Below are 26,664 nucleotides of genomic sequence, written 5' to 3' on the forward strand. Positions count from 1 at the left end.
GCGTCCCCGACGCAAACTGGAGCAAAGCGGGCTTTGTTCGGCGCACCGGCTCGGCTATCCCGGCGCGGCGATGCCCCATCTCTATCTCGTCGACGGCTCCGGCTATATCTTCCGCGCCTATCATCGGCTGCCACCGCTCACCAACAAGCATGGCGAGCCGGTGGGCGCCGTCTATGGCTATACGACCATGCTGTGGAAGCTGGTCGACGAGCTGAACAAGGCCGACGGCCCCACCCATATGGCGGTGGTGCTCGACAAGAGCGAGCACACGTTCCGCAACGAGCTGTACGACCAGTACAAGGCGCACCGCCCGCCCGCGCCCGAGGACCTGGTGCCCCAGTTCCCGATGATCCGCGACGCGACTCGCGCCTTTTCGCTGCCCTGCATCGAGGAAGCGGGCTGGGAAGCCGACGACCTGATCGCGAGCTATACCAAGGCGGCGCTGGCCCAGGGCTGGAGCGTGACCATCGTCAGCTCCGACAAGGACCTGATGCAGCTGATGACGGACCCGTCCGTCGACATGCTCGACACCATGAACAACCGGCGGCTGGGGCCGGAGAACACGATCGAGAAGTTCGGCGTGGGCCCCGAGAAGCTGGGCGAGGTGCTGGCGCTGATGGGCGACAGCGTCGACAACGTCCCCGGCGTGCCGGGGGTGGGTCCCAAGACCGCGGCCAAGCTGATCCTCGAGCATGGCGATGTCGAGGCGGTGCTCGCCGCCGCGCCGGCGATGAAGGCCGGCAAGCTGCGCGACAATCTGATCGAGCATGCCGACATGGCGCGGCTGTCGCGCCAGCTGGTCGAGCTGGCCAGCGACGTGCCGCTGCCCGAACCGCTCGAGACCTTCGCGCTGCAGGGCATTCCCGACGCGCCGCTGCGCGCATTCCTCGAGCATCACGGCTTTCGCACGCTGCTCAACCGGCTCTCGGCGGTGGCGGACGCGCCGGCCGAGACGCACGAGACGCCCGGGCTGGAGGAAGATCCGCCCTGCGATCACGACGGCTATGAGACCGTGGTGGACGAAGCCGCGCTCGACCGGTGGATCGCCGAGGCCCGGCACCAGGGCTGGCTGGCGGTCGACACCGAGACCACCGGCGTGGACGCCACCCGCGCCGAGCTGGTCGGCGTCTCGATGGCGCTGGCGCCGAACAAGGCCTGCTACGTGCCCATCGCCCATGGCGGCACCGACATGTTCGCCGAGAAGCCGGTGCAGATCGATCGCGCGGTGGCGATCGCCAAGCTGAAGCCGCTGCTCGAGGATCCCGCCGTCCTCAAGATCGGCCACAACCTGAAATACGACCTGATCGTGCTCGGCGGCTGCGGCATCGAAGTCGCCCCTTATGACGACACGATCGTGATGAGCTTCGATCTCGACGCCGGGCTGCACGGGCACGGCATGGACGAGCTGGCCGCCACCCATCTTTCGCACAGCTGCATCGCCTATAAGGACGTGGTCGGCACGGGGAAGAACCAGCTCGGCTTCGGCCAGGTCGATCTCAAGGCCGCGACCCGCTACGCCGCCGAGGACGCGGACGTGACGCTGCGGCTGTGGCGCCGCTTCAAGCCGCGGCTCGCCTATGAGGGATCGACCCGAGTCTATGAGATGGTCGACCGGCCGCTGGTCGGCGTGATCGCGGGCATGGAGCGCGCGGGCATCAAGGTGGATGCGCAGGTGCTCCACCGGCTCTCGACCGACTTCTCGCACCAGATCGCCGCGCTGGAGGAGGAGATCCACGGGCTGGCCGGCTTCAAGTTCACCATCGGCAGCCCCAAGCAGCTGGGCGACGTGCTGTTCGACAAGATGGGGATCAAGGGCGGGCGCAAGGGCAAGTCCGGCGTCTATTCCACCGACGTGAACGAACTGGAGCGCATCGCGGCCGACAAGGATTCGCCCGAGAATGAGCGGGGCCGCGAGATGGTGCTGAAGGTGCTCGACTGGCGCCAGCTGACCAAGCTCAAATCCACCTATACCGATGCGCTCCAGGCGCAGATCAACCCGGCGACCGGGCGCGTGCACACCAGCTACAGCCTGACCGGCGCGCAGACCGGGCGGCTCTCCTCCACCGACCCCAACCTCCAGAACATCCCGATCCGCACCGAGACCGGCCGGCAGATCCGGGATGCGTTCGTGGCGGAACCGGGCAATGTGATCCTCTCGGCCGACTATTCGCAGATCGAGCTGCGCCTGGCGGCGCATATCGCCGACGTGCCCGCCTTGCGGGAAGCGTTCGAGCAGGGCGAGGACATCCACAACCGCACCGCGATGGAGCTGTTCGGCGAAGTGAACCGCGATACGCGCGGCCGCGCCAAGACGATCAACTTCGCGATCCTCTACGGCATCTCGCGCTGGGGCCTGGCCGGCCGCCTCGACGTCACGCCCGACGAGGCGCAGGCGATGATCAACCGCTATTTCGAGCGCTTCCCCGGCATCAACCGCTACATCGCCGACACGCTGAACCTGGCCAAGGAGCGCGGCTACACCACCACCCTGTTCGGCCGGAAGACGCATTTCCCGCGGCTCAAATCGCCCAATCCGAACGAGCGGGCCGGCAGCGAGCGGGCGGCGATCAACGCGCCGATCCAGGGCACCAGCGCCGACATCATCAAGCGGGCGATGGCGCGGATGGGCCCGGCACTGCTCGAAGCTGGCCTGCCGAACGTCCGGATGCTCCTCCAGGTGCACGACGAACTCGTGTTCGAGCTGCCCGAGGGCGATGTGGAGGCGGCGCGGCCGGTCATCCAGCGGGTGATGGCGACCGCCGCCGAGCCGGCGGTCAGGCTCAGCGTGCCGCTGGGCGTCGAGATCGGCGTGGGCCCGAGCTGGGGCGCGGCGCATTGAGCCAGGCCGTGACCGCGCCGTCGGGGGGCGAGGACATCGACGCGCTCGCCAAGGGCGGGCGAACCAACATTCTCGGCTTCGTCCTGCGCCTCGCCGCCCGGCTGCCGTTCCTGTTCATCGCCGGCCGCGCCTATGGCCCGGACATTGTCGGCCGCTATGCGATCGCGGTGCTGGTGATCGAAGTCGCGGCGCTGCTCGCCACGCTGGGCCTCAAGCGCGGGCTCGCCCAGGCGCTGGCCGGTACCGATCGGCCGCATGCCCATGTCGTGTGGGATGCGATGGTGGTGGCGCTGATCGCGTCGCTGATCGCCAGCGGCGTGCTGGTCGTCTTCCCCCAGGCGATGTTTCCCAACAGCCAGGTGACCGGGCTCGAGCCGCTGGTCGCGCTGGTGGTGCTGTGCCCTGCGCTTTCCGACGTCGCGCTGTCAGCCTGCGCCTATCGCCACAATATCGGCGCGGCGGTGACCGCGCGGGCGATCATCGAGCCCTGGACGATCAGCATCGCCGCCTGGGCCTTTTCCTATGTCTCGGCGCGCGACGGGCTGATCTTCGCCTATGCGCTGTCGATGGTCGCGGCGCTCGCGGCCTCGATCGTGCCCTTCATCAAGGAATATGGCCTGCCGCATGGCTGGCGGCCGCGCCCCAGCTCAATCTGGTGGCTCGCGCGCGCCAATGCGCCGCTCGCCGGCGCCGACGCGATCGAATGGGCGACACGCAACGTCGATCGCTTCATCCTCGCGCTGCTGTTCAGCCCGGCGGTGGTCGGAATCTACTATATGGCGCAGCAGGTGGCATCGGTGCCGCAGCGGCTCAAATCGAGCTTCGATCCGATCCTGGGGCCGGTCGTCACCAAGGCGCTGGCCGAGGACGACCGGGTGGCGGTCGCCAAGCAGGTGCGCCAGGTCGGCTTCTGGGTGACCAGCGCCCAGGCGGCGCTGGCGGTGATGTTCTCGCTCCCGGCCGAGGGCGTGATGGGACTGATCGGCAAGGAGTTCGTGATCGGCGCCGGCGCGCTGTGCATCCTGCTCGTCGCGGAGGTGCTCGCCTCGACCGGGGCGGTCTGCGAGACCGGCCTGGTCTATATCGCCCGGCACAAGAACCTGGCGATATCGGTGTGCGTGCTGCTGCTGCAGATCGTGCTGAGCTTCGTGTTCGTCTTCGTCGCACGGGCGGAGGGCTGGCCCGAGCCGGTCCAGGCCGCCGGGCCGGCATTGGCGCTCGCCGTGTCGCTGACGATCGGCTCGGCGGTGAAGGCCGCCCTGCTCTATCGCCTCACCGGCGCATCGGTCGTCTCGATCCGCCCGAGCTTCTTCGCCGCGATCGCGATCGCCGGCCTGGTCGGCGGCGCGTTCACTTCCCTGCCCAAGCAATATGAATGGGCCGAGCTCAGCATCGGCATGCCGGCGATCCTGGTCACCTATCTGTTCGTGATCATCAAGTTCGGCTTCGGCCCGGAGGACCGGGCGCTGTTCCGCAAGATGCCGGCGGCCAGCGAAGCGACGCTGCCGACGGAAGGGCCGCTCTAGCCCCCCTCCCTTGCCGGGGAGGGGGAATTGCTCAGTGCCGGAAATGCCGCATGCCGGTGAAGACCATCGCCAGGCCGGCCGCGTCGGCCGCCGCGATCACCTCGTCGTCGCGGATCGAGCCGCCGGGCTGGATCACTGCCGTCGCCCCGGCCTCCACCGCGGCGAGCAGGCCGTCGGCAAAGGGGAAGAAGGCGTCGGAGGCGACCGCCGAGCCGATGGTGCGCGGCTGCGCCCAGCCGGCCTTCTCGGCGGCGTCCTTCGCCTTCCAGGCGGCGATGCGCGCGCTCTCCAGGCGGTTCATCTGGCCCGCGCCGATGCCGGCCGTGCTGCCGTCCCTGGCATAGACGATCGCGTTCGACTTGACGTGCTTGGCCACCTTCCAGGCGAACAGGCAGTCGGCCAGCTCCTGCTCGGTCGGCGCGCGCCGGGTCACCACCTTCAGGTCCTCGCGCGCGGTGATGCCGTTGTCGCGGCTCTGGACCAGCCAGCCGCCCGCGAAGGACTTGGCGGTCAGGCCGCCGCGCGCCGGATCGGGCAGGCCCTCCGTCAGCAACAGGCGGAGATTCTTCTTCGCCTCGAACAGCGCCAGCGCTTCCGCATCGGCACCGGGGGCGACCACCACTTCGGTGAAGATCGACGTGATCTGCTCGGCGGTGGCGCGATCGAGCGGGCGATTGACCGCGATGATGCCGCCGAACGCCGAGACGGTGTCGCAGGCAAAGGCCGCGGCATAGGCGTCCGCGAGCGTCTCCGCGCTGGCCACGCCGCAGGGATTGGCATGCTTGACGATCACCACGCTCGGCGGGCCGTCGCGAAACTCGCTGACCAGCTCGAGCGCCGCATCGGCGTCGTTATAATTGTTGTAGCTCAGCTCCTTGCCCTGGACCTGGCGCGCCTGGCCGATCCCCTGCACATGCGGGCCGCCATGGATGTAGAAGGCGGCCTTCTGGTGCGGATTCTCGCCGTAGCGCAGCTGCTGGCCGCGCTTGAGGGCAAGGTGCATCGTGTCGGGGAATTCCTCGCCCTGATCGACCAGGCCGAACCAGCTGGCGATCATCGCGTCATAGGCGGCGGTGGCGGCATAGGCCTTGGCGGCGAACTTGCGGCGCTGGGCCAGCGTGGTCGTGCCGTCCGTCACCAGCGCATAGTCGGCGGGATCGGTGAGGATCGCGACGCTTTCGTGATTCTTCGCCGCCGAGCGCACCATCGAGGGGCCGCCGATATCGATATTCTCGATGATCGTGTCGCGGCTCGCGCCGCGCGCCACCGTCTCGGCGAAGGGATAGAGATTGACCACGACGAGATCGATCGGCGCGATCGCGTGCTCGGCCATCGAGGCCTCATGGTCCTCGTTGCCGCGGATCGCGAGCAGGCCGCCATGCACCCTGGGATGGAGCGTCTTCACGCGCCCGTCCATCATCTCGGGAAAGCCCGTGAGGTCGGAGATGTCGCGGACCGCGAGCCCGGCATCGCGGAGCGCGGTGGCGGTGCCCCCGGTCGAGACGAGCTCGACTCCCTGCGCCGCCAGCGCCCGTGCGAGTTCGACGATCCCGGTCTTGTCGGAGACAGAGAGGAGTGCGCGCCTGATTTTCACCTGATCCATGCGGCAAGCCCCTCTACGGATCGGGGCGCACCGCGCAACCCCCTAACGGCTAGTCTTCGAGCTCGACGCGCAGGCAAGGCTGGAATGCCTCGCCTTCCTCGTCGTGGCGAAACCATACTTCCGTCACCCGGTAATAGCTGAACGCACCGTCGACTTCGATCGACAGGCATTCGCCGGCACGCGGCAGAAACCCGAACTCGCCGACGAAGAGCGGCTCGCGCGCTTCCTCCTCATCGAACACCTCGACCTGCGCCATCTTGCTTCCTCCCCCGAATCCGCGGGCGAGGCCTTATCACTTCGCGCGGTGGAACAGCCAGCTGACGTTTGCACCACCCGCGAGCGATTCGCCGGTAATCACCAGCTGTTTCGTCGCCACCGGCTTGCCCGTGCCGTCGATCCAGAGCGAATCCTCGAACGCCAGCAGGCCGCCCTTGCAGCGGAACTGCCAGAGATGCCCGCTCGGCAGGCGCAGGATCGCCGCCTGCCCGTCCGCGGTGGGCGATATCTCGACCTGGGGCGCCAGGTGGAAGCGAATCGCGAACGGCGTGTTCGCCTTGCGCCTCCGCTTGTCGGCGGGCAGCAGCATGTCCTCGCCGCGCACGTCGCGCCCGTCGCCGCCCAGCGCGATCAGCCGGCGATGGACGAAGCCCAGGCGGCGGACATAGCCGTCATGGCTCGCCTCGATCCGGCTGCCATTCTCGCTCTCGGTCCGGGCCAGCTCGACTTCCACCACGCCGCGGCCCAGCGAGCCATCCGGGTGGATCGCCGTCGAATTGCTGTCGGCCAGCACCAGGGTGGAATGCGCGGCGGTGGTGCGCAGGCCCTCGCTCAGCGCGGCGGGGATCGCGGCATGGGCCATGTTCGCGCCACCGCAATTGACGACGATCCGGTGCGGCCCGTCCGATAGCTCGAAGGCGAGCGTCGAGGCGCAGCCGCCCGCGGCCAGCCGCGCGAGCGGCGGCGGCGCTGCGTCGACGATCAGCACGGTGCCGCCGGCACCCAGGCGCTGATAGCCCCATTCGCGCGCCTGCTTGAGCGGGCGGGTGCGCACGCCGGTCGCCTCCACCGCCTGCTCGATCAGCGCGCCAGGCACGGGCGCGCTGCCCTGCCAGCTGCCCAGCCCCTTGTCGCCATGGCAGACGCCGAGCAGCGCGGTGACCATCCGCGCCTGCGCCGAGCCGATAAAGGCGGGCGGCTCGAGCCGGCGCGCCGCATAGGCATTGGCCAGGACCGAGAGCAGCTGCACCGCGTCGAGCTGGCCGGCGGGCGAGCGGCCGACGGTGCCGCCATCGTCGAACATCGATTGTTCGAGCGCGCGGCGCAGCCCGGTCTCGCCGAAGGAACGGCGCGGATCGCCGCCCGGGATCATCAGCCCGGCGGCCAGCACGCCGCACCAGGCGGCAATGCGCGGCGTGCCGAGCGGGACGCGATCGGCGGCGCGATCGAGGTGCCGCGCACCCTTGGCGAGCGCATGGAGCACCGAGGAGCGATAGACCAGATCGTTCGCCGAGAGGATCAGCGGCGCATGGGCCGTCCAGGCCAGGATGCGCCGGCCGACCAGATCGGCGCGCCAGGCGGGATCGGAGACCTTGTCGCCATGCACCGCGAGCCAGCGCTGCGTCAGCGCCTCGGCGATCGGCGCCGCGGTGACGCGCGTGGTGACGCTGGAGAGATCGCGCAGCCAGCTGAAGCCGTGGAGATATGCGCCCATCGCCGCCGACCAGTCGGGCCGGGCGAAGTCGAGCCCGGCGATCGCGCGCTGCTCGCCGCGGAACGATATATGACCGTCGAGCAGCGCGTTGCCGCGCTCGACATCGCCGAAGAACGGGTCCTCGCCGACCGCGATCAATTTCAGGGGATGCCGGCCCTTCAGGCGCATATTGTGGAGCGGCGTGCGCCAGGCGAGCCGCTGGAAGCGCTCGGAAATGCGCTCGGCAAGGCTGAGCCCATGTTCCCCGCCGGTGCGGATGAGCCGCTTGCCCTGCTCGACTCCGTCGGCCGCGGAGTCGATGCCGTCATCGCTCACCCGCCTCGCAGCGCGGCGATGTTCGCCGCATAATGGCTGGGCCCGCCGGTGAAGGTGGCGGTGCCGGCGACCAGCGCATCGGCGCCCGCGGCAACGGCGCGCGGCGCGGTCTCGCGGTCGATGCCGCCATCCACTTCCAGGTCGATCGCCCGGCCGCTGGCATCGATCCGCCTGCGCAGCTCGGCGATCTTGCCGAGCTGGCTCTCGATGAACTTCTGCCCGCCAAAGCCCGGATTCACGCTCATCACCAGGATGAGATCGATCATGTCCATCACATAGTCGACGGCGTCGACCGGCGTGGAGGGATTGAGCACCACGCCGGCACGCTTGCCCAGGCCCTTGATCGTCTGGAGCGTGCGGTGGAGGTGCGGGCCCGATTCCGGGTGCACCGAGATGCAGTCGGCACCGGCATCCGCGAACGCCTGGAGCAGCGGATCGACCGGCGCGATCATCAGATGCACGTCGAACGGCTTGGCCGTGTGCGGGCGCAGCGCCTTGATCACGCCCGGCCCGATCGTGATGTTGGGCACGAAATGCCCGTCCATCACGTCGACATGGATCCAGTCGGCTCCCGCCGCGTCGATGGCGCGGATTTCCTCGCCGAGCCTGGCGAAATCGGCGGAGAGGATCGAAGGTGCGATGCGGACGGCCATGACGAATCCTTAGGCACCCCGCGATTCGCGCGCAACCTCAGCCGTTGCGGACGAGCCTCGCGATGAAGAAACCGTCCAACCCCCCGGCATCGGCAAGCGTTCCGGGGAGCAGGCGCAAACTCCCGTCCGCGCGCGGCATGACGCCATCGGGGAGCTCTTCGGGCCGGACCGGCAGGATCGCATAGTCGGAACGCGCCCCGAGGAACGCCGCCAGCTGCGCCTCGCCTTCCTCGGGCTCGAGCGAGCAGGTCGAGAAGACGAGCGTGCCGCCCGGCCGCACCCAGTCAGCCGCGCGCGCGAGCAGCCTGCCCTGCAGCTCGGCCATCTCCCGGATCAGGCTCGGCCGGACGCGGTGGAGCACGTCGGGATGGCGGCGGAAGATACCGGTGGCGCTGCACGGCGCATCGAGCAGCACCGCGTCGGCCGGCGCGGCGGGCGCCCAGCCGAGCAGATCGGCGGCGATCACCTCGGCGCCGAGGCCGGTGCGCTCCAGATTCTCGTGAAGTCGCGCCAGACGACTTTCGGAGACGTCGACCGCGGTCACCCGCCAGCCGGCGGCGGCGAGCTGGAGCGTCTTGCCCCCGGGTGCGGCGCAGAGATCGAGCGCAGTGCCATCGCCCCCGGGTTCGACCTTGCCGATCAGCCGGGCGGGAAGCGAGGCCGCGAGATCCTGCACCCACCATTGGCCCTCGGCATAACCCGGAAGCATCGCCACCACGCCTTTCTCGTCGAGGCGGAGATGGCCCGGGATCAGGCTGGCGCCGGGCAGGTCGGGCGCGATCGCGGGATCGCGCAGCGTGAGATCGAGCGGCGGCGGCACCGCGATGGCGCGCTCGGCATCCTCGATCGCATGGTCGCCCCAGGCGGCGTGCCAGCGCAGCGCCACCGCATCGGGCAGGGTCGGCGGCTCGGGCAGAGTCGCGCCCTGGCGAACCAGCGCGCCGAACACGCCGTGCACCAGCTTGCGCGGCCCGCCATCGACAAGCGGCAGCACGGTGGCGATCGCGGCATGGCCCGGCGTGCCGAGCGCCAGCGCCTGGACGAGCGCGATGCGCAGCGCGAAGCGCGCCTTGGCGTCATCGGGCAGGCGCTGCTTCGTCGCCGAATCGATCAGCGCGTCGAGATCGGGGAGCCGGCGCAGCACTTCGGCGGCGATGGCATGGGCAAGGCCGCGATCATTGGGGGCAAGGCCCTGCGCGGCCGAGTCGAGCGCCTGCTCCAGCGCCAGCCCGCGCCGGAGCACGGCATCGAGCAGCCTGAGCGCGGCGCGGCGCGTGGGAACACCGGGGGCATCGGGCGCCTGGCGGGGAGCAGGGCGGGAAGAATGGTGGCGCGGCGGCTTCACTTGACCTCGGCGATGGGAAGGACGATCTGCCGCCTATGGCCCAGCGCCCCGCAAATGTGAAACCGCCCGCGTATCTGACGCCGAGCCCGCCGGTGCCCGAGCCCGCGCCGGCGCAGGAGACGAAGGACCCGCTCGGCCAGGATCCCACTCGCTATGGCGACTGGGAGCTGAAGGGCATCGCCGTCGATTTCTAGTCGCCCAGCGCGGCGAGCAGCTTGAGCACCGTGTTCCAGTTGCGCCCGGTATTGCCGTGCGCGAGCCTGGCCTTTTGCAGGGCGGGGATCAGGTTCGAACGGCCCTGGCCCTCGGGGAAATCGGTGAACAGCTCGCGGCCGACCACCACCATGCGCTCGGGGCCGTCATAGCCTTGGGCCAGCCGGTCGATCGCCGCCCGGTCCGGCGCGGTGCGATGGAAGCTGACGACCAGATAGCTCGGCCGCTCCCTGGCTTCCTCGGGAAAGGGATTGGCTTCGACCAGCTTCTCGAGATCGGCGCGGTTGCGCACGAACACCTCGGACTTTAGGCCGGTGGCTTTCTCCAGCGCGGCGTGGAGATCGCGCTCGAGCGCTTCGGGCGCCGCGTCGCCGGCCTCGAACACGACATTGCCCGAGGCGAGGATCGTCCTGACTTCGGTGAAGCCCATATCCTCGACCACCGCCTTGAGCTCCGCCGACTTGAGCTGGCGCTTGCCGAGGTTGATGCCCCGGAGCATCGCCGCCCATTTCACTGCAGCTCCTCCCGCAAGGGCCGGCTGAGCAGCTCCTCGATCACCCGGGCGACGGGGGCGCCCTCGAGCAGGTCGTTGACCGCGCGGGTGACGGGCATGTCGATCCCCGCGTCCCGCGCGGCTTCGCGCAGGACGGGTGCGGTGAAGGCGCCCTCCGCCACGGTCTTGCGGTCGGCCATCAGCGCGGCCGCCTGCTTCCCCTGGCCAAGGCCGAGGCCGAGGGAGAAGTTGCGCGAATTGGTGGAGGAGCAGGTGAGGACCAGGTCGCCCAGGCCGGACAGGCCGGTGAGCGTCTCCGCCTGGGCACCGCGGGCGAGGCCGAAGCGCGTCATCTCGGCAAAGCCCCGGGCGATGAGCGCGGCGCGGGCGTTGAGGCCGAGGCCGGCGCCCTCCACCACGCCGCAGGCGATGGCGAGGACGTTCTTGACCGCCCCGCCGATCTCCGCCCCCACCAGGTCGGCCGAGCCATAGGTACGGAAAGCGGGGCCGGCCAGCCGCTCGGCAAGGCGGGCGCGCAGCCCCTCGTCCTCGCAGGCCAGCGTGACGGCGGTGGGTTTGCCGGCCGCGACCTCATGGGCGAAGGTGGGTCCGGACAGCACCGCGAGCGGCGCCCCGGGGGCGACCTGATGGGCCACTTCGCCGACCAGCAGCTTGGTGCCGGCCTCGATCCCCTTGGCGCAGAGGACCAGCGGCGTCGTGCCGACGGGGAGCTGGGAAAGGACGCCGCGGACGTGCTGGGCGGGCGCGACCACCAGCAGCGCGTCCCGATCCGAAAGCTGCGAAAGCGCCTGGGTGGCGCGGATCGAGGGACTGAGCGGCACGCCGGAGAGGAACAGATCGTTCCGGTGGCGGGTGTTCACGCTCTCGACGACTTCGTCTTCGCGCGCCCAGAGCAGCACGTCCTCGCCGCCACGCGCCGCGACCTGGGCCAGGGCCGTGCCCCAGGCACCGCCGCCGATCACGCCTATCCTCATGCCTTCACTCCCGCGCCGCGCACCTTCTCCGCATCCGGATCGAGCGGCCAGCGCGCCCGCGCCGGCGTGTCGAGCGGATCGCTGAACCCGGCGAGGAACCGTTCGGCCCCCGCCCAACCGATCATCGCCGCATTGTCGGTGCAGAGCCAGAGCGGCGGCGCGACGAAGCGCATGCCGGCTTCCGCCGCCAATCGTTCCAGCGCACCGCGCACCGCCTTGTTCGCGGCGACGCCGCCGGCGACGACCAGCGCCGTCGCCTGCACCTTCGCCAGCGCCCGGCGCGTGCGATCGACCAGGCAATCGACCACCGCCTGCTGGAACGAAGCCGCGATATCCTCGACGCCGTAGCGGCCGACCTTGCGCGCCACGTCGCTCTTCAGGCCGGCAAAGGAGAAATGCGGCTCCGCCGAGCCGAGCAGCGGACGCGGCAGCGGCACCGCCCCGGGATCGCCGCGCGCCGCCGCTTCCTCCACCGCCGGGCCGCCGGGAAAGCCGAGGCCGAGCATCTTGGCGGTCTTGTCGAACGCTTCGCCGGCAGCGTCGTCGATCGTGGTGGCGAGGCGCCGGTACCGGCCCACACCCTCGACCAGCAGCAGCTGGCAATGGCCGCCCGAGACCAGCAGCAGCAGATAGGGAAAGGCGAGATCGGGATCGGTGAGCCGCGGCGAAAGGCCGTGCCCTTCCAGATGGTTGATCGCGATCAGCGGCTTGCCGCCCGCCAGCGCCAGCGCCTTGCCGGCGACGAGGCCGACCATGACTCCGCCGATCAGGCCCGGGCCGGCCGTCGCGGCGACCGCGTCGACATCGGCAAGGGTGACGCCCGCTTCCGCGAACGCGCCCTCGATCAACGGGCCCAGCGCCTCGACATGCGCGCGCGCGGCGATCTCGGGCACGACGCCGCCATAGGGGCGATGGGCCGCCTCCTGCCGCGCCAGCTTGTGCGCCAGCACCCGCCGATCGGTGGTGACCAATGCGGCGGCGGTTTCGTCGCAACTCGATTCGAGGCCGAGGATCAGGGCCATGTCGTTCGTTTCATACTCCGTTGCTTGCGCATCTAGGGTGTCGGGGCGCGATTGTCGAAGTTCGGGATTTTTGGTTCGCGCAGAGGCGCAGAGAGCGCGGAGCAGTAAAACCGCCGCGTAGCGGCCTCGAAACCCTCTGCGCTCTCTGCGCGAACAAAAGTGTCCGCTTCGACAAGCGGCATCCGAGCCGGTAAGGCGAACGACATGGCCGTTTTCAAACTGGGTACCCGGGGCTCGCCGCTCGCGCTGACACAGGCGGAGATGGTACGCGACGCGCTCGCCGCCGCGCACGCGCGGCCCGTGACCGACTTCGAGATCGTCGTGATCCGCACCACCGGCGACAAGGTGCAGGACCGTCCGCTCGCCGAGATCGGCGGCAAGGCGCTGTGGACCAAGGAGCTCGACCGCGCCCTGCTCGCCGGCGAGATCGACGCCTCGGTCCATTCGATGAAGGACGTCGAGACCCTGCGGCCCGAGATGATCGCGATCGCCGCGATGCTGCCGCGCGCCGATGTGCGCGACCGGCTGGTGGGCGCCGCATCCATCGCGGCGATCCCGCAAGGCGGCGTGCTGGGCACCAGCTCGCCGCGCCGCGCCGCGCAGATCCGCAAGCTGCGGCCCGACCTGTCGATCGTGCTGTTCCGCGGCAATGTCGACACGCGGCTGGCCCGGCTGGCCCAGGGAGAAGCCGACGCGACTCTGCTCGCCGCCGCCGGGCTGGCCCGGCTGGGACGCCATGACGTCGGCGCGCCGATCCCCACCAATATCCTCCTTCCCGCCCCGGCCCAGGGCGCGGTGGGCGTCGAGATCCGCGCTGACGATGCCCATGCCCGCGAGCTGCTGCGCGCGATCGACCATGTCGAGACCCATGGCTGCATCGCCGCCGAGCGCGCGCTGCTCGCCGCGCTCAGGGCCGGCTGCCACTCCCCCGTCGCCGCGCTGGCGACGATCGAAGGGGGCATATTGACGCTCGAAGCCGAGCTGCTCTCCGAGGACGGCGCCGCGCACGTCCATGGCGCGATCGAAGGCGCGCCGCTCGATCATGCGCTGCCCGTCGCGCTCGCCCGCGACCTGCTGGCACGCGCACCGGCAGCGGTCCGCCGATTGTTCGAGGGGTGAGCCGCCCGATCGCCGTGCTCCGGCCCGAGCCCGGCAACGGCGCGACCGTCGCGGCGATCGAAGCGGCGGGGGGCATGGCGATCCGCCTGCCGCTGTTCGCCGCGGCGCCGGTCGCCTGGCACGCGCCGGATCCGGCAGCGTTCGACGCGCTGCTGCTGACCAGCGCCAATGCCCTGCGCCATGGCGGGCCGGAGCTGGCCGCGCTGCGGAGCCTGCCGGTCCATGCGGTGGGCGGCGCGACTGCTGCGGCGGCGCGGCAGGCGGGCTTCGCCGTCGCCCATGCCGGCACCGGCGACGGGGCCGCGCTGGTGGCTGCGGCCGAAGCCGCCGGCGTGCGCCGGGCATTGCTGCTGGGCGGGCGCGATCGGATGCTCGAAGCCGGCGGCATCATCGCCCGGGCGCTCACCGTCTATGCCAGCGAACCGCTGCCGATCGCGCGCGAACAGGCAGCGCGGCTGCACGGCGCGGTCGCGCTCGTCCAGTCCCCCCGGGCCGGGGCACGGCTCGCCGAGCTGGTGGCGCCGGATCACCGCGCGACCACCGGCATCGCGGCGATCAGCGCGCGCGCGGCCGAAGCGGCGGGCCGGGGCTGGCTCCGCGTCGCCGTCGCCGCCGACATGCGGGCGGACACACTGATCGCACTCGCCCTGCAGCTCGCCGATTGACCGGGCCGGGCCACGCGGCGAATAAGGGCCCCATGAGCGACGAGACCTTCGCGCCCGCGGCGCCGCGCGTGCCCTGGTGGCGCAGCGCCAGCCTGATCGGCACGATCGCCTTCGCCGGCGGGATCGGCGTGACCATCGCCGCCGTCGGGCTGGCCGGCGGGCTTTCGCCGCGGGCGCCCGCGCCGGCGCCCCTGCCCTCTCCCAACGCCAGCGCGCAGCCGATGGTGCCGACGCTGCCGCCAGGCACCGATCTCGCCACGCTCAGCGCGCGCGAGACGCTGCTGGCGGGCAAGCTGGACCAGATCGAGCTGCGCCTGCGCGACGCCGACGGCAGCGCCCGCAATGCCGCTTCCTATGCGACGCGCGCCGAGCGGATGCTGATCGTCCTCGCGACGCGGCGCGCGCTCGAGCGCGGCCAGCCGCTGGGGCCGCTCGAGGGCCAGCTCAAGCAGCGTTTCGGTGAGCATGACGGCGACGCGGTCGCCGCGATCCTGCGCGCCGCCGCCCAGCCGGTGACGCTCGAGGATCTGCGGCTCGCGCTCGACACGCTGGGGCCGCGCCTCGCCAATGATCCGGGCGACAGCCTGTGGAACCGGGTGCGCCGGATGCTCGGCAACCTGGTGGTGCTGCGCCAGGCCGACACGCCGAGCCCGCTGCCCGCCGAGCGGCTGCGCCGCGCCCGCCGCGCGCTCGACCGCGGCGATGTCGAGGCGGCGCTCGCCGAAGTGGCCCATATGCCCGGCGTCGCGGTCGCCGAGAGCTGGACCGGCGCCGCCCGACGCTATGTCGCGGCCCGCGCCGGTCTTGCCGAGATCGAGCGCGCCGCGATGGACGTGCCGTCGCCGGCCGCCCGGCAGGCGGGATAGCCGCACCGCATACCCCATGCCGTCATCCCGACGCGCGCCGGGAACCGGAGCCATTAAGCGGGACGGCGGAGCAACACCCGGCCTTGGCCGGGCCGACGAGAGAAGGACGAGGAAATGGCAGAGATGGGCCGGTTCGACTGGTCGGACCCCTTCGGGCTCGATGCGCAGCTGACCGACGAGGAGCGGATGGTCCGCGATGCCGCCCGCGACTATGCGCAGGGCGAGTTGCTGCCGCGCGTGACCAGCGCCTATCTGGAAGAGCGGTTCGACCGCGAGATCATGGCCGAGATGGGCGCGCTGGGCCTGCTCGGCGCGACCATTCCCGAAGCCTATGGCGGCGCGGGGCTCGGCTATGTCTCCTATGGGCTGGTCGCGCGCGAAGTGGAGCGCGTCGATTCGGGCTATCGCTCGGCCATGTCGGTGCAGAGCTCGCTCGTGATGCACCCGATCAACGCCTATGGCACCGAGGCGCAGAAGCGGAAATATCTCCCCAGGCTCGCCACCGGCGAATGGGTGGGCTGTTTCGGGCTGACCGAACCCGATGCCGGCTCCGATCCCGGCGGCATGCGCACCCGCGCGGCGAAGATCGACGGCGGCTACCGGCTGACCGGCAGCAAGATGTGGATCACCAACTCGCCGATCGCCGACGTGTTCGTCGTCTGGGCGAAGAGCGAGGCCCATGGCGGCGGCATCAAGGGCTTCGTGCTGGAAAAGGGCATGAAGGGCCTTTCGGCGCCCAAGATCGAAGGCAAGCTGAGCCTGCGCGCGAGCATCACCGGCGAGATCGTGATGGACGGCGTGGAAGTGGGCGAGGACGCGCTCCTGCCCGAGGTGCAGGGACTGAAGGGGCCGTTCGGCTGCCTCAACCGCGCGCGCTACGGCATCGCCTGGGGGAGCATGGGCGCTGCCGAGGCCTGCATGCACGCCGCCCGGCAGTATACGCTCGATCGCGCCCAGTTCGGCAAGCCGCTGGCGGCGAACCAGCTGGTGCAGCTCAAGCTCGCCAACATGGAGACCGAGATCGCGCTCGGGCTGCAGGCGGCGCTGCGGGCCGGCCGGATGTTCGACGAGGGGACGCTCGCGCCCGAGGCGATCTCGATCATCAAGCGCAACAATTGCGGCAAGGCGCTCGACATCGCCCGCATCGCGCGTGACATGCATGGCGGCAACGGCATCTCGGCCGAGTTCCATGTGATGCGCCACGCGATCAACCTCGAGACGGTCAACACCTATGAAGGCACGCATGACGTCCATGGCCTGATCCTGGGCCGCGCGATCACCGGGATCGCGGCGTTCTGATGGCACCCGATCGGCAGCCGGTGCTGGAAGGCGCGCTGGTGGTGCTGCGCCCCAGCACGCCGGCGGACTGGGACGCGCTGTTCGCGGTCGCCTCCGATCCGCTCGTCTGGGAAGTGCATCCGGCGCATGACCGCTGGCAGGAGCCGGTGTTCCGCGCCTATTTCGACGCCGGCATCGCCAGCGGCGGGGCGCTGACCATCCTCGACAAGGCGACCGGCACCGTGATCGGCTCGTCGCGCTTCGACAATTGGGTGCCCGAGGCCGACGAGATCGAGATCGGCTGGACCTATCTGGCGCGGGCCTATTGGGGCGGCGTCTACAATCGCGAGATCAAGCGGCTGATGCTCGATCACATCCACCGGTTCGTGCGCACCGTGGTGTTCACCGTGGGCGTGGAGAATCTGCGCTCGCGCCGGGCGATGGAGAAGATCGGCGGCGTGGTGCGGCCGGGCACGGTCGAGCGGATGATGGCGGGCGAGATGAAGCCGCACCTGATCTACGCGATTTCCCGGCCATGAAGCCGCTGGAGGGGATCAGGGTCGTCGAGCTGGCGCGGATCCTCGCCGGCCCGTGGTGCGGCCAGCTGCTCGCCGATCTGGGCGCCGAAGTGGTGAAGGTCGAGCGGCCGGGCGAAGGCGACGACACCCGCCATTGGGGGCCGCCCTTTCTCCACGATGCCGAGGGCGAGAATCGCGACGCCGCCTATTTCCACGCCTGCAACCGCGGCAAGACGAGCCGGGCCATCGACATCGCCACGCCCGAGGGGCAGGCCGCGGTGCACGCGCTGGTGGCGGACGCCGATGTGGTGATCGAGAACTACAAGATGGGCGGGCTGGTGAAATACGGGCTCGACGCGGCGTCGCTGCGGGCGCGCCATCCCCGGCTGATCGTCTGCTCGATCACCGGCTTCGGCCAGACCGGGCCCTATGCGCCGCGCGCGGGCTATGACTTCATCATCCAGGGCATGGGCGGCTTCATGTCGCTGACCGGCGAACCCGACGGCGCGCCGCAAAAGGCCGGCATCGCCTATGCCGACATCTTCACCGGCGTCTATTCGGCGGTGGCGATCCTGGCGGCGCTCAGGAAGCGCGACCTTACCGGCGCGGGCGCGCATATCGACATGGCGTTGCTCGACACCCAGGTGGGCGTGCTCGCCAACCAGGCGCTCAATTGGATGGCATCGGGCCAGGTGCCGCACCGGATGGGGAACGGACACGCCAATCTGGTGCCCTATCAGGCGTTCCACGCGAAGGATGGCGAGCTGATCATCGCGGTGGGCAATGATTCGCAGTTCCGCAAGCTGTGCGGGGTGCTGGGGCTCGCGTACGGCGCCGATCCGCGCTTCGCGACCAATCCCCAGCGCGTGGTGAACCGCGCGGCGCTGATCCCCCTGCTCGAGGCCGCGATCCGGCAATGGGCCAAGGCCGATCTCTACGAGGCGCTGGAGGCCGAGGGCGTGCCGGCCGGGCCGATCAATGGAGTCGACGAAGTGTTCGCCGATCCGCAGGTGGTGGCGCGGGGCATGAAGATCGAGCGTGACGGCCTGCCGGGGATCGCCACGCCGATCATGATCGACGGCGAGCGCATGGCCGCCGACCGGGCCAGCCCCAGGCGGCCCTGACGCGGGCCAACAGGGCAACGAAGAAGGGCGGCCCCTTTCGGGACCGCCCTCTTTCCTTTCAGGCCTGTCCGAAGATCAGAAATTGACCTTCGCACCCACCGTGAAGCGGCGGCCATAGATGTTGTCGCCGGCCTGGACCGGATTGTAGAGATACGCGCCATAAGTGACCGGATCGACGCCCGGCAGGCGATCGAACAGGTTGAGCACGTTCGCATAGATGGTGAACTTGTCCGCGATCTTGGCCGTCGCGTTCAGGTCGAACGTGATGTAGCTCTTCACCCGGCAGCCGGTATAGGCGGGCGACGGCGCCAGGCCGCAATCCTCATACGCATTGCCCTGGTCCATCGCCGACAGGTTGTAGCCCGAGGTGTAGTTGACCGTGCCGCTCAGGGTATAGTTGCCGATCGCGAAGCTGTTCAGCCAGCTGCCGCGCCAGCGGAACGTGCCCGTGCCCGCCGTCAGGTTGAAGTTGCCGAGGGTGTCGACATAGGTCTGGCGCGTGCCGTCGGGCAGCGTGGTGCTGAGCTCGAGCATGAGCGTCGCGTCGAGGTTGCTCGTCCAGGTCACGTCGCCGAAGCGGAAGCGCCCATTCGCGGCGAAGTCGATGCCTTCCGCCTTCTGCGTGTTGGCGTTGACATAGTGCGACTGGACATAGGCCACGCGCGGCAGCGCACCCGGATGGGCCGGATCCGCGGCGTCGGGGATGATCGTATAGCCGGCCGGGATCGGATTACCGGCGTAATAGGCCTGGAGCGCCACACCCGAGGAGAGCGACGTGATCGCATCGGTCTTCTTGATGTTGAAGTAATCGACGCTGATCGAGACGCTGTGCAGCGGCTGGAAGACGGCACCCAGCGTGATGCTGCGCGACTTCTCCGGCTTCAGGTCCGGCGAGGCAAGCGTGGTCTGACCATAGCTCGCCGTCCGCAGATATTGCGGGCAGGCAGTGCTGAAAGTCGCGACCGAGCAGCCATATTGGGCCAGATACGCATCGTTGAACAGGCCGGCCGAGTTGGTGACATAGCCCGTGGTCGGCAGCGCGTTCGCCTCGCCGAAGCTGGGGATGCGGAAACCGCGTGACCAGTTGCCGCGCAGGGTCAGCATCTCGAAGGGCTTGATCTTCGCGCCGACCTTCGGCGAGAAATTGCTCTGACCGGTCGAATAATGGTCATAGCGGCCCGACGCGTTGAGCTCGAGGAACTCGAACACCGGCACGCTCAGTTCGCCGAACGCCGAGGCGACCGTGCGGTGCCCCTCGGTACCGAACGCGTTGATCGTGAAGTAGCGCTGGGTCGGCCCGTTGATGTCGCTGTTCGCCGAGGGCGCATCGACCGCCTCGTAGAAGAGCGAGCCGCCGACGGCGAGCTGGACCGGACCGCCCGGGAGCTGGAACAGCGCCTTGCTGACGCTCGCCTGGACCTGGTAGAGATCCGAGGAGGCATCGACGTTCAGCTCCGGCGCCAGATAGCTCTGTATCGCAGCGCTGTTGGCCGAGGGATTGACGAAATTGTACGTGCCGTCGGCAATCACGTCGAGCAGATGCTGGATATAGATATAGCCGTTGGACGTGCGGCGCAGATCGGTGTGCATCGCCGTGGCATCGATCTTGTAGTTCCAGTCGTCGCCGAAGCTGCCCTTGATGCCCGCGGCGGCGCGATACACGCGGCTGCGCGTCTCGTCATAGCGCGTGATGTTGGGCATGCCGCCGATCAGCAGCGCCGTCTGGCCCGAAGCCGCGAAGGGATTGTTCGGGTTGAGCGTGCCGTTGGCCGCGGTGCAGTTCACGCGCGCGGCGCAGACATAGACCGGCAGCGTCAGCGGGCCCGACCCCGGCGCGAAGCTCGGGCCGCTGCCGCGCGTCGAATAGGGCGGAGAAAAGATGCCCGCCGGCGCATTGGCGTAGATCGACGAGGGCAGGCCCGAATATTGGCTGCGCGACTGCTGGAAGTTGAGCTCCAGATAGGCCTCGGTCGAATCGCCGAACGTCTTGGCGACGTGCGCCGTGAAGCCGAAGCGATCGATCTCCGGCGCGACCACGCCGTAGCGGTTGGTCATGTCCTGCTGGCACATCGCTAGGGGCACCAGGCCGCTGCCGGCCTGCTGGGCCGCCGTGGTCTGGATCGGCGTGCCATTGGCGCAGCCGCTCCCGAGCAGCTGGTAGCGACCGCCCGAGCTCGGCGCGACATAGAGGTTCGAGCCGGCGGAGGTCGTTCCGAAATTGTCGCCGTTGATCAGGTTGTTCGGCCCGCCGATCCCGGTCTGGTCGTCCGAGTTGAACGGATAGGGCAGGTCGCGGGTGCTGACCGCGTCGGCGTGATAGTAGAAGCCGCTGATATAGGCGTTGAACCCGTCGCGATCGAGGTCGCCGGTGCCGGCGGTCAGCGAGAAGCGCTGGGTCGCCGCGATGCCGTCCTGCGACACGCCGGCCTCGGCCCGGGCCGAGAGGCCGGTGAAGCTGCGCTTGGTGATGATGTTCACCACGCCCGCGATCGCATCGGCGCCGTAGCTCGACGAAGCGCCATCCTTCAGCACCTCGACGCGGTCGACGATATCGTCCGGAATCGTGTTGAGATCGACGAAGTTGCGGGTCGCGTCGTCGGCGAGCGGATAATAGGCCGCGCGCAGGCCGTCGAACAGCACCAGCGTCGAGTTGGTCGTCAGGCCGCGTAGCGAGATGCCCGACGCGCCGCCGGCGAACGCACCATTGGCCGAGAAGCTGTTGGTGAGCGAGGGACCGTTGTTGGCGGCCAGGCGCTGCAGGCCGTCCTGGACGGTGCTGATGCCGCGCTGATCGAGCGATTCGGCCGTGACGGTGGTTACCGGCGACGTCGTCACCCGGGTCGCGAACAACGAGCCGGTGACGACGATTTCGGCGTCGTCGGCCGCCGGCGCGGGCTGGTTCTGGCTGGGGGTAGGAGTGGAGGCGGGGGCGGTGTCCTGCGCGAAGGCGGGGACGGCGAGGAGGCTCGTGGCCAGAGACAGCGCCGAGAGCGCGGTCCCCGCACGGAGCGTACGAGCGATATTACGCTTGAACATGGTACCCTTTCCCTACTGCCCAGCGCTAGCGTTGCGCGGGGTGTGAGCCGGCCGTGCCGCCGGAACGGCATGGACTGGCTTCGGGATGAGAGTCGCGGATTCGCGCGTAAAGCGCCGAAGATGCCGGCTCGCGTTTTGCCTTTCTTCTGTATCCAGAAAAGCACGCATCTTGGCTGTAATGTTTCTACCAAGTTGCAGGACTGCAAAATTGTGTCGAAACCTCTCAGATTACTACCGATCTGGCATTTTTTAAACCATTTCGGAGGCGTTCTGGTCAGCTTGACTGGCCGAGTCGGCGGGTCAGTTCCCGCGCCGCCGCGGGTGCCCGCACCTTGCCGCCATGGATGAAGAACAGGAAAGTTTCGCGCGGCGCCGCGGGCGGGTCCCGGTCCTCGACATAGGGCAGGCCTTCCGGGCGGCCGCCCGCAGCCCAGGCCTGCGCCGCCGCGGTCCAGCGCGGAAGATCGGCTTCGGGATAGCAGAAGGGATTGTCGTCCTCGCCCGCCTCGAGCCGGGCATAGACGAAGTCGCCGGTCACGTCGGCGATCGCGGGATATTGCGGCGAATCGGCATAGACGATCGCGACGCCGGCCCCGCGGCACAGCGTGACGAATTCGGGAACGGCGAAGCTCTCGTGACGGACCTGCACGGCGTGGCGAAGCGCCACGCCCTCATGCGCGCGCGGCAGCAGATCGAGAAAGGCGCCGAAATCGGCGGCGTCGAATTTCTTGGTCGCCATGAACTGCCACATCAGCGGCCCCAGCCGGTCCCCCAGCGCCACCACGCCCTGGCCGACGAACTTCGCCACCGATTCGCCGGCGTCGGCCAGCACCTTGCGATTGGTGCAGAAACGCGAGCCCTTCACCGCGAAGACGAAGCCGTCGGGCACCGTCTTCGCCCAGCCTTCGAAGGTCGCCGGCTTGAAGCTGGAATAATAGGTGCCGTTGATCTCGATCGCAGTCAGCTGCCGCGAGGCATATTCCAGCTCCTTCTTCTGGCTGAGCCCCTCCGGATAAAAGGTCCCGCGCCAGGGTTCGAAGGTCCAGCCGCCGATGCCGACTCGAATGGGTGCCATGCTCATGCGCCCGACCCTAGCCGCTCCGCGCCGCGCCGCCAGCCCGAAGGCTGCGGCCAAACCCGGTCAGCGCACCCGCGACCAGGTCTGCGTCTTGCAGACGACCCCGAACAGCACACAGCCCTTGCCGACCATCTTGTCGCCGTTCTGGAACTGGATGGTGCCCGAGAAGGTCTGGCGGATATCGGGCACGAACACCTTGCCGCTCCACTTGCCGGGGCCCGCGGGCTTGAGGTCGCGGAACAGGCGCGTGCCGACCAGCTGCTCGGTGCCGCCGCGCCGGGCATCGGCGATCGCCCCGTCGCTCGCCCAGGTGATGGTGCCGCACAGCGCACCGCCGCATTCGTCGATGCGGACATGGACGCTGTTGCCGGGATTGCGCCACTCGCTGGCGATCGGCGCATCGGATGGCGAGCCGGCCGCCGCGGGGGCGACCAGCGTGGAGGAAAGCGCGAGCGCGGGCAGGATCGCCCGGAAGGACTTGCCGAACATGGCGGGGCTTATCGCCGCCGGAATCTGTACCCAGGCTGAAATGGCCGGCAGCCCGCATGCGCGAATCGGACGGATCGGCCCGGCTCCACGGCCAGGCGCAGCACCCCGATCCGGGCGATACCCGGAACGCCATCGGCAGCGGCCGGGGCGATTTCGGAGCTTTCCTGGAAAGTGCCGGGGATCCGGCAGGAAACGCTGGAGCGGGCGAAGGGATTCGAACCCTCGACCCCGACCTTGGCAAGGTCGTGCTCTACCCCTGAGCTACGCCCGCTCTGGCGTTTTGGCCCGGGCGATCAGCGCACCGGGCGGGTGAGGCGCGGCCACTAGCACCGGCTTTGGGGGTCGGCAACCCCATGGGTGCAACTTTTTTAGAGGCTTGGCTCGTGACGCGCGAAAGCCCACATATCGCCGCGAAACCACGAAGCATTTTTTCAGGAGCACGCGCCTTGGCCACGCTTGGACTCACCCCCGCGGAAAAGGATGCCGTCGACGCGTTCCGCCGCGACGTCGTCGAGCCCTCGATGACCAGTCTCGTCATCATCGATTTCTGGGCGGAATGGTGCGGCCCCTGCAAGGCGCTGGCACCGGTCCTCGAAAAGGTCGCCGCCGACTATGCCGGCAAGGGCGTCGCCCTCGCCAAGGTCGATGTCGATGCGAATCAGTTCATCGCCAACCAGTTCCAGGTCCGCTCGATCCCCACTGTCTATGCGATGTTCCAGGGCCAGCTGGTCGCCGACCTCAGCTCGGCGCGCACCGAATCGCAGCTGCGCACCATGCTCGACCAGATCCTGCGCCAGCTTCCGGTGCAGAGCGCCGACGCGCAGGCGGAGGCCGAGCTGGAGCCGCTGATCGCGATGGGCGAGCAGGTGCTGGCCGAAGGCGATGCCGAACGCGCGCTCGCGATCTTCGAGCAGATCGCCGAGATGGCGCCCGAGCATGGCGCGGTCGCCGCCGGCCGCGCCCGCGCGCTGCTGGCGCTGGGCCGGGCCGAGGAAGCCGAAGCCGTGCTCGCCGCCCTGCCCGAGGACGCCAAGGGCGCCGAGATCGAGCAGGCGCGCGCCGCGATCGCGCTGGCGAAGGAGGCCCGCCCCGTCGAGGATCTGAGCGGCCTCGCCGCGCAGGCGGCGACCGGCGACATGGAAGCGCGCTACGAGCTCGCCGGCGGCCAGATGGCGGCGGGCGATCGCGATGCGGCGGCCGCGACGCTGCTGGGCATGATCCGCGACGATCGCGAATGGAACGAGGGCGCGGCGCGCCAGCGGCTGCTGAAGCTGTTCGAGGCCGCCGGGATCGAGGATCCCTGGGTCGCGGCGCAGCGCCGCAAGCTGTCGGCGATCCTGTTCGGATGATTCCCGGCGGGACGCTCTCGCGCCTCTCGATATTCCCGCTGGGCGGGGCCCTGCTCTTCCCGCGCATGCACCTGCCGCTCCACATCTTCGAGCCGCGCTACCGGGCGATGGTCTCGGACGCGCTGGCGCGCGACCGGCGGATCGGAATGATCCAGCCGCGCGGCCCGGGCGATTCGCCGGCCCTGTTCGAGATCGGCTGTGTCGGGCGCATCGCCGAAGTGGAGGCGCTCGACGACGGGCGCTTCGACATCGTGCTCGAGGGGCTGGCCCGCTTCTCCCTGGTGCGCGAGCTCGACGTCACGACGCCGTTCCGCCAGGTCGAGGCCGCGTTGGAACAGGCGGGCGACATCGAAGTGCTCGCCATGGCCGAGCGCGCCGCCCTCGAGATCGAATCGCGGCGCTTTGCCGATGGCCTCGGCTATGCGGTCGACTGGGAGGCGGTGAGCCGGCTGGACGACGAATCGCTGGTCAACGGCATCGCCCAGATCGCGCCGTTCGACGTGGCGTCGAAACAGGCGCTGCTGGAGGCGGATTCGCTCGCCGAGCGATCGGAGCTGATCGTCCAGCTGATGCAGTTCTTCGGCCGCCACGATGGCGACGAGGGGACGCTGCAATAGGGTGCTCCCTATTTGCCGAAAAGGCGGGAAAGCAAGCCGCGTTTGGGTGCCGGCGCATATTCGGCCACGACCTGATCGCGATAGTCCTGCCATGTCCCGAAGCTTTTTCGGGCGGCTTCCAGCGTGAAGAACCTGCTGGTCTGGAGGTCGATGCCGCGTGCACCTATCGCATGCAGGATCGAATCGACCACTTCCATCGCATCAGCGCCACCGCCGCGCACGTAAAGCGAGACGCCGCTGCATTCCGCATCGTTTCCCAAATTGAACTCGATCGACCAGCCCTCACGCCTGAGCAGGCCCCAGCCGGGGTCACTGAAATCGACGTCGGGCAGCACGGCCCTGATCTTCAAGATCACCGTATCGCGCGGACCCAGTGGCTGGGGATCGAAGTCCTCGGGAATGTCCTCGACCGAAGCGACGGGCGGAAAATCCTGCGCGTACAAATCCCAGCTCATCCTGCCATTCCCCGAAATCTCTAGGCCGGCATCCCCTGCAGCAGCTTGGGCACGTCGCCGCTTTCGCCGCGCGCCTCGGCCATGAACCAGTGCTTGAGCGGCGGCAGCCGGTCGACCGCGGAGAGGCCGAAGCGGCGGACGGCGCTGGCGGTCTTGCCGGGAATGCCGAACAGCCGGGTGAGGCCGTCGGTCGCCGCCGCGACCATGAAGGTGTCGAGCCCGCGCCAGCGCTGGTAGCGCGCGAGCAGCTGCGGGTCGCCCATGTCCAGGCCCAGCCTTTTGCCGTCCACCAGCACCTCGACCAGCGTGGCGACGTCGCGGAAGCCCACATTCACCCCCTGCCCCGCGATCGGATGGATGCCGTGGGCGGCGTCACCGACCAGCGCCAGCCGGTCGCTGGTGATCCAGGCGGCATGGTGAAAGCCGAGCGGATGGCTGAAGCGCGCGGTCAGCGGGCCCAGCCTGCCCAGGAACCCGCCCATGCGCTTCTCCGCCTCGGCCAGATAGGCGCGTTCGGAGATCTTCATCATGCCGGCGGCGTCGCGGGCATGGACCGTCCACACCACGGCCGAGCGATGGCCGTGCGCGTCGTCCAGGAGCGGCAGGATCGCGAACGGGCCGGTCGGATAGAAGATCTCGAAGGCGATGTTCTCGTGGCTGCGTTCATGGCCGAGCGTGGCGACCATCGCGGCATGGTCATAGCTCCAGCGCGCCGTGCTGAGCCCGGCGGCCTCGCGCGTCGGCGAGTTGCGGCCCTCGGCCCCCACCAGCAGCTGGGCATGGACCGTGGTGCCGTCGCTCAGCTCGGCGGAGACGCCGAACGCGCCACGCTCCACGCGGAGCGCGCGCGTCTGCATGCGCATATCGGCCAGGGGCGCCGCGACCGCGGCTTCGTAGAGCGCAGTGCGCAGCACCCGGTTCTCGAACATGTGGCCGAGCGCGCCCTCGCCTTCGCCAGGCGCGAAATCGAGCTTGCCGGGGTCGAGCCCGTCCGAGACGCGGATGCCCGCGATCGGGCAGCCCTTGCCCGCCAGCCGCGCCGCCACGCCGATCGCCTCGAACATCCGCATCGGCGCGCTGGCGATCGCCGAGGCGCGGCCGTCGTGCCGGGCGGCGAGGATCTGCGCCGGATCGGCGGGATCGATCACGATCGAGGAAATGCCATGCGCATCGAGCGCGGTAGCCAGCGCCGAGCCGACCAGCCCGCCGCCGAGGATGAGAACGTCTGCGCGATCCATGGCCCCGCCGTAGCGCCTCCCTTCCCGTCCGTCATCCCCGCGCGAGATGCGGCGGAACGTGCGGGGAACGCTTGACGACGGAGTCCGCTCGGGCGATTAACCGGCCCGCACCCCTGA

Annotated in this window: 24 protein-coding genes and 1 tRNA gene; 11 read left to right on the plus strand and 14 right to left on the minus strand. The window is 69.5% G+C overall.

The window, feature by feature from the left end; all coding sequences use genetic code 11:
* Positions 1 to 70: 70 nt before the first annotated feature.
* A complete protein-coding gene (gene polA, locus ACIQCS_RS09285) occupies positions 71 to 2,839 on the plus strand; it encodes a DNA polymerase I (protein ID WP_345849529.1) in 2,769 nt (922 codons plus the stop codon).
* Complete coding sequence (locus tag ACIQCS_RS09290; RefSeq protein WP_345849528.1) at positions 2,836 to 4,365, plus strand: lipopolysaccharide biosynthesis protein; 1,530 nt, start codon at positions 2,836 to 2,838, stop codon at positions 4,363 to 4,365. The genes polA and ACIQCS_RS09290 overlap by 4 nt, the downstream gene beginning before the upstream one ends.
* A gap of 31 nt (positions 4,366 to 4,396) precedes the next feature.
* Here ACIQCS_RS09290 and purH read toward each other — a convergent pair whose 3' ends face one another.
* From purH to ACIQCS_RS09315, 5 genes are read right to left on the minus strand one after another with little or no spacing between them, the layout of a single operon-like run.
* The gene (gene purH / locus ACIQCS_RS09295) at positions 4,397 to 5,968 is read right to left on the minus strand and encodes a bifunctional phosphoribosylaminoimidazolecarboxamide formyltransferase/IMP cyclohydrolase (RefSeq protein WP_345849527.1); all 1,572 of its coding nucleotides are present in this window, start codon (positions 5,966 to 5,968) and stop codon (positions 4,397 to 4,399) included.
* 49 nt (positions 5,969 to 6,017) lie between these two features.
* Positions 6,018 to 6,224 (minus strand): hypothetical protein, encoded by a 207-nt coding sequence (locus ACIQCS_RS09300; protein ID WP_345849526.1) that lies wholly within the window; start codon positions 6,222 to 6,224, stop codon positions 6,018 to 6,020.
* Positions 6,225 to 6,260: 36 nt separating this feature from the next.
* Positions 6,261 to 7,994 (minus strand): heparinase II/III family protein, encoded by a 1,734-nt coding sequence (locus tag ACIQCS_RS09305; protein WP_345849525.1) that lies wholly within the window; start codon positions 7,992 to 7,994, stop codon positions 6,261 to 6,263.
* Positions 7,991 to 8,647 (minus strand): ribulose-phosphate 3-epimerase, encoded by a 657-nt coding sequence (rpe, locus tag ACIQCS_RS09310; RefSeq protein ID WP_345849524.1) that lies wholly within the window; start codon positions 8,645 to 8,647, stop codon positions 7,991 to 7,993. The genes ACIQCS_RS09305 and rpe overlap by 4 nt, the downstream gene beginning before the upstream one ends.
* A 37-nt stretch (positions 8,648 to 8,684) precedes the next feature.
* Positions 8,685 to 9,992: an RsmB/NOP family class I SAM-dependent RNA methyltransferase gene (locus ACIQCS_RS09315; protein WP_345849523.1), complete on the minus strand. Its 1,308-nt coding sequence runs from the start codon at positions 9,990 to 9,992 to the stop codon at positions 8,685 to 8,687.
* 35 nt (positions 9,993 to 10,027) lie between these two features.
* On the opposite strand from ACIQCS_RS09315, the gene ACIQCS_RS09320 reads away from it, so the two are divergent.
* Entirely contained in the window at positions 10,028 to 10,186 is a 159-nt protein-coding gene (locus ACIQCS_RS09320; protein ID WP_345849522.1) for a DUF1674 domain-containing protein, read from the plus strand.
* On the opposite strand, the gene ACIQCS_RS09325 is transcribed toward ACIQCS_RS09320, so the two are convergent.
* The 3 genes from ACIQCS_RS09325 to tsaD are packed head-to-tail and all read right to left on the minus strand — an operon-like array spanning position 10,183 to position 12,715.
* On the minus strand, positions 10,183 to 10,719 hold the full coding sequence (locus tag ACIQCS_RS09325) for a DUF1697 domain-containing protein (RefSeq protein WP_345849521.1): 537 nt from the start codon (positions 10,717 to 10,719) through the stop codon (positions 10,183 to 10,185). The two genes, ACIQCS_RS09320 and ACIQCS_RS09325, sit on opposite strands and share 4 nt — an antisense overlap.
* Positions 10,716 to 11,693, minus strand: a complete 978-nt coding sequence (locus ACIQCS_RS09330; RefSeq protein WP_345849520.1) for an NAD(P)H-dependent glycerol-3-phosphate dehydrogenase — start codon at positions 11,691 to 11,693, stop codon at positions 10,716 to 10,718. The genes ACIQCS_RS09325 and ACIQCS_RS09330 overlap by 4 nt, the downstream gene beginning before the upstream one ends.
* Positions 11,690 to 12,715: a tRNA (adenosine(37)-N6)-threonylcarbamoyltransferase complex transferase subunit TsaD gene (gene tsaD, locus ACIQCS_RS09335; RefSeq protein WP_345849519.1), complete on the minus strand. Its 1,026-nt coding sequence runs from the start codon at positions 12,713 to 12,715 to the stop codon at positions 11,690 to 11,692. The genes ACIQCS_RS09330 and tsaD overlap by 4 nt, the downstream gene beginning before the upstream one ends.
* A gap of 204 nt (positions 12,716 to 12,919) precedes the next feature.
* Here tsaD and hemC point away from each other — a divergent pair, with 204 nt between their 5' ends.
* From hemC to ACIQCS_RS09365, 6 genes are all read left to right on the plus strand, one after another.
* The gene (hemC, locus tag ACIQCS_RS09340) at positions 12,920 to 13,834 is read left to right on the plus strand and encodes a hydroxymethylbilane synthase (protein ID WP_345849518.1); all 915 of its coding nucleotides are present in this window, start codon (positions 12,920 to 12,922) and stop codon (positions 13,832 to 13,834) included.
* Positions 13,831 to 14,499 (plus strand): uroporphyrinogen-III synthase, encoded by a 669-nt coding sequence (locus tag ACIQCS_RS09345; RefSeq protein ID WP_345849517.1) that lies wholly within the window; start codon positions 13,831 to 13,833, stop codon positions 14,497 to 14,499. The genes hemC and ACIQCS_RS09345 overlap by 4 nt, the downstream gene beginning before the upstream one ends.
* Positions 14,500 to 14,531: 32 nt before the next feature.
* Positions 14,532 to 15,365 (plus strand): hypothetical protein, encoded by an 834-nt coding sequence (locus tag ACIQCS_RS09350; RefSeq protein ID WP_345849516.1) that lies wholly within the window; start codon positions 14,532 to 14,534, stop codon positions 15,363 to 15,365.
* Between the two features lie 114 nt (positions 15,366 to 15,479).
* Positions 15,480 to 16,664, plus strand: coding sequence for an acyl-CoA dehydrogenase (locus tag ACIQCS_RS09355; protein WP_345849515.1), 1,185 nt, complete (start codon positions 15,480 to 15,482; stop codon positions 16,662 to 16,664).
* Positions 16,664 to 17,182 carry a GNAT family N-acetyltransferase gene (locus tag ACIQCS_RS09360; RefSeq protein ID WP_345849514.1) on the plus strand — a complete coding sequence of 173 codons (519 nt, stop codon included), beginning with the start codon at positions 16,664 to 16,666 and terminating at the stop codon, positions 17,180 to 17,182. Before ACIQCS_RS09355 ends, ACIQCS_RS09360 begins: the two co-directional genes overlap by 1 nt.
* Entirely contained in the window at positions 17,179 to 18,285 is a 1,107-nt protein-coding gene (locus ACIQCS_RS09365; protein ID WP_345849513.1) for a CaiB/BaiF CoA-transferase family protein, read from the plus strand. Before ACIQCS_RS09360 ends, ACIQCS_RS09365 begins: the two co-directional genes overlap by 4 nt.
* Positions 18,286 to 18,360: 75 nt before the next feature.
* Here ACIQCS_RS09365 and ACIQCS_RS09370 read toward each other — a convergent pair whose 3' ends face one another.
* The 4 genes from ACIQCS_RS09370 to ACIQCS_RS09385 form a co-directional block, all read right to left on the minus strand.
* Positions 18,361 to 21,321, minus strand: a complete 2,961-nt coding sequence (locus ACIQCS_RS09370; protein WP_345849512.1) for a TonB-dependent receptor domain-containing protein — start codon at positions 21,319 to 21,321, stop codon at positions 18,361 to 18,363.
* A 274-nt stretch (positions 21,322 to 21,595) separates the two neighbouring features.
* Entirely contained in the window at positions 21,596 to 22,402 is an 807-nt protein-coding gene (locus ACIQCS_RS09375; RefSeq protein WP_345849511.1) for a DUF72 domain-containing protein, read from the minus strand.
* 60 nt (positions 22,403 to 22,462) lie between these two features.
* Positions 22,463 to 22,888 (minus strand): DUF2147 domain-containing protein, encoded by a 426-nt coding sequence (locus ACIQCS_RS09380; RefSeq protein WP_345849510.1) that lies wholly within the window; start codon positions 22,886 to 22,888, stop codon positions 22,463 to 22,465.
* 196 nt (positions 22,889 to 23,084) lie between these two features.
* Positions 23,085 to 23,159: transfer RNA gene (locus ACIQCS_RS09385), tRNA-Gly, on the minus strand.
* 175 nt (positions 23,160 to 23,334) lie between these two features.
* Between ACIQCS_RS09385 and ACIQCS_RS09390 the strand changes: the two genes are divergently transcribed.
* Entirely contained in the window at positions 23,335 to 24,237 is a 903-nt protein-coding gene (locus ACIQCS_RS09390; RefSeq protein WP_345849509.1) for a tetratricopeptide repeat protein, read from the plus strand.
* Positions 24,234 to 24,854, plus strand: a complete 621-nt coding sequence (locus tag ACIQCS_RS09395; protein ID WP_345849508.1) for an LON peptidase substrate-binding domain-containing protein — start codon at positions 24,234 to 24,236, stop codon at positions 24,852 to 24,854. Before ACIQCS_RS09390 ends, ACIQCS_RS09395 begins: the two co-directional genes overlap by 4 nt.
* A gap of 8 nt (positions 24,855 to 24,862) precedes the next feature.
* Here the strand turns inward: ACIQCS_RS09395 and ACIQCS_RS09400 are convergent, their stop codons facing one another.
* Both ACIQCS_RS09400 and ACIQCS_RS09405 read right to left on the minus strand, forming a co-directional pair.
* Positions 24,863 to 25,309, minus strand: a complete 447-nt coding sequence (locus ACIQCS_RS09400) for a hypothetical protein (RefSeq protein WP_345849507.1) — start codon at positions 25,307 to 25,309, stop codon at positions 24,863 to 24,865.
* Between the two features lie 20 nt (positions 25,310 to 25,329).
* Positions 25,330 to 26,547: a UbiH/UbiF/VisC/COQ6 family ubiquinone biosynthesis hydroxylase gene (locus ACIQCS_RS09405; RefSeq protein ID WP_345849506.1), complete on the minus strand. Its 1,218-nt coding sequence runs from the start codon at positions 26,545 to 26,547 to the stop codon at positions 25,330 to 25,332.
* Between the last annotated feature and the right edge of the window lie 117 nt (positions 26,548 to 26,664).

It is taken from the genome of Sphingomonas sp. NPDC092440, from assembly GCF_044754985.1.
Lineage (GTDB): Bacteria > Pseudomonadota > Alphaproteobacteria > Sphingomonadales > Sphingomonadaceae > Sphingomonas.

Bases quoted from the DNA above. Each gene is read 5' to 3' on its own strand.
- hemC (WP_345849518.1), top strand. From the start codon at position 12,920: ATGGCCGTTTTCAAACTGGGTACCCGGGGCTCGCCGCTCGCGCTGACA.
- ACIQCS_RS09405 (WP_345849506.1), bottom strand. From the start codon at position 26,547: ATGGATCGCGCAGACGTTCTCATCCTCGGCGGCGGGCTGGTCGGCTCG.
- ACIQCS_RS09320 (WP_345849522.1), top strand. From the start codon at position 10,028: ATGGCCCAGCGCCCCGCAAATGTGAAACCGCCCGCGTATCTGACGCCG.
- ACIQCS_RS09360 (WP_345849514.1), top strand. From the start codon at position 16,664: ATGGCACCCGATCGGCAGCCGGTGCTGGAAGGCGCGCTGGTGGTGCTG.
- polA (WP_345849529.1), top strand. From the start codon at position 71: ATGCCCCATCTCTATCTCGTCGACGGCTCCGGCTATATCTTCCGCGCC.
- ACIQCS_RS09400 (WP_345849507.1), bottom strand. From the start codon at position 25,309: ATGAGCTGGGATTTGTACGCGCAGGATTTTCCGCCCGTCGCTTCGGTC.
- ACIQCS_RS09370 (WP_345849512.1), bottom strand. From the start codon at position 21,321: ATGTTCAAGCGTAATATCGCTCGTACGCTCCGTGCGGGGACCGCGCTC.
- ACIQCS_RS09300 (WP_345849526.1), bottom strand. From the start codon at position 6,224: ATGGCGCAGGTCGAGGTGTTCGATGAGGAGGAAGCGCGCGAGCCGCTC.
- tsaD (WP_345849519.1), bottom strand. From the start codon at position 12,715: ATGGCCCTGATCCTCGGCCTCGAATCGAGTTGCGACGAAACCGCCGCC.
- ACIQCS_RS09375 (WP_345849511.1), bottom strand. From the start codon at position 22,402: ATGAGCATGGCACCCATTCGAGTCGGCATCGGCGGCTGGACCTTCGAA.
- ACIQCS_RS09380 (WP_345849510.1), bottom strand. From the start codon at position 22,888: ATGTTCGGCAAGTCCTTCCGGGCGATCCTGCCCGCGCTCGCGCTTTCC.
- ACIQCS_RS09365 (WP_345849513.1), top strand. From the start codon at position 17,179: ATGAAGCCGCTGGAGGGGATCAGGGTCGTCGAGCTGGCGCGGATCCTC.
- purH (WP_345849527.1), bottom strand. From the start codon at position 5,968: ATGGATCAGGTGAAAATCAGGCGCGCACTCCTCTCTGTCTCCGACAAG.
- ACIQCS_RS09395 (WP_345849508.1), top strand. From the start codon at position 24,234: ATGATTCCCGGCGGGACGCTCTCGCGCCTCTCGATATTCCCGCTGGGC.
- ACIQCS_RS09330 (WP_345849520.1), bottom strand. From the start codon at position 11,693: ATGAGGATAGGCGTGATCGGCGGCGGTGCCTGGGGCACGGCCCTGGCC.
- ACIQCS_RS09350 (WP_345849516.1), top strand. From the start codon at position 14,532: ATGAGCGACGAGACCTTCGCGCCCGCGGCGCCGCGCGTGCCCTGGTGG.
- ACIQCS_RS09355 (WP_345849515.1), top strand. From the start codon at position 15,480: ATGGCAGAGATGGGCCGGTTCGACTGGTCGGACCCCTTCGGGCTCGAT.
- rpe (WP_345849524.1), bottom strand. From the start codon at position 8,647: ATGGCCGTCCGCATCGCACCTTCGATCCTCTCCGCCGATTTCGCCAGG.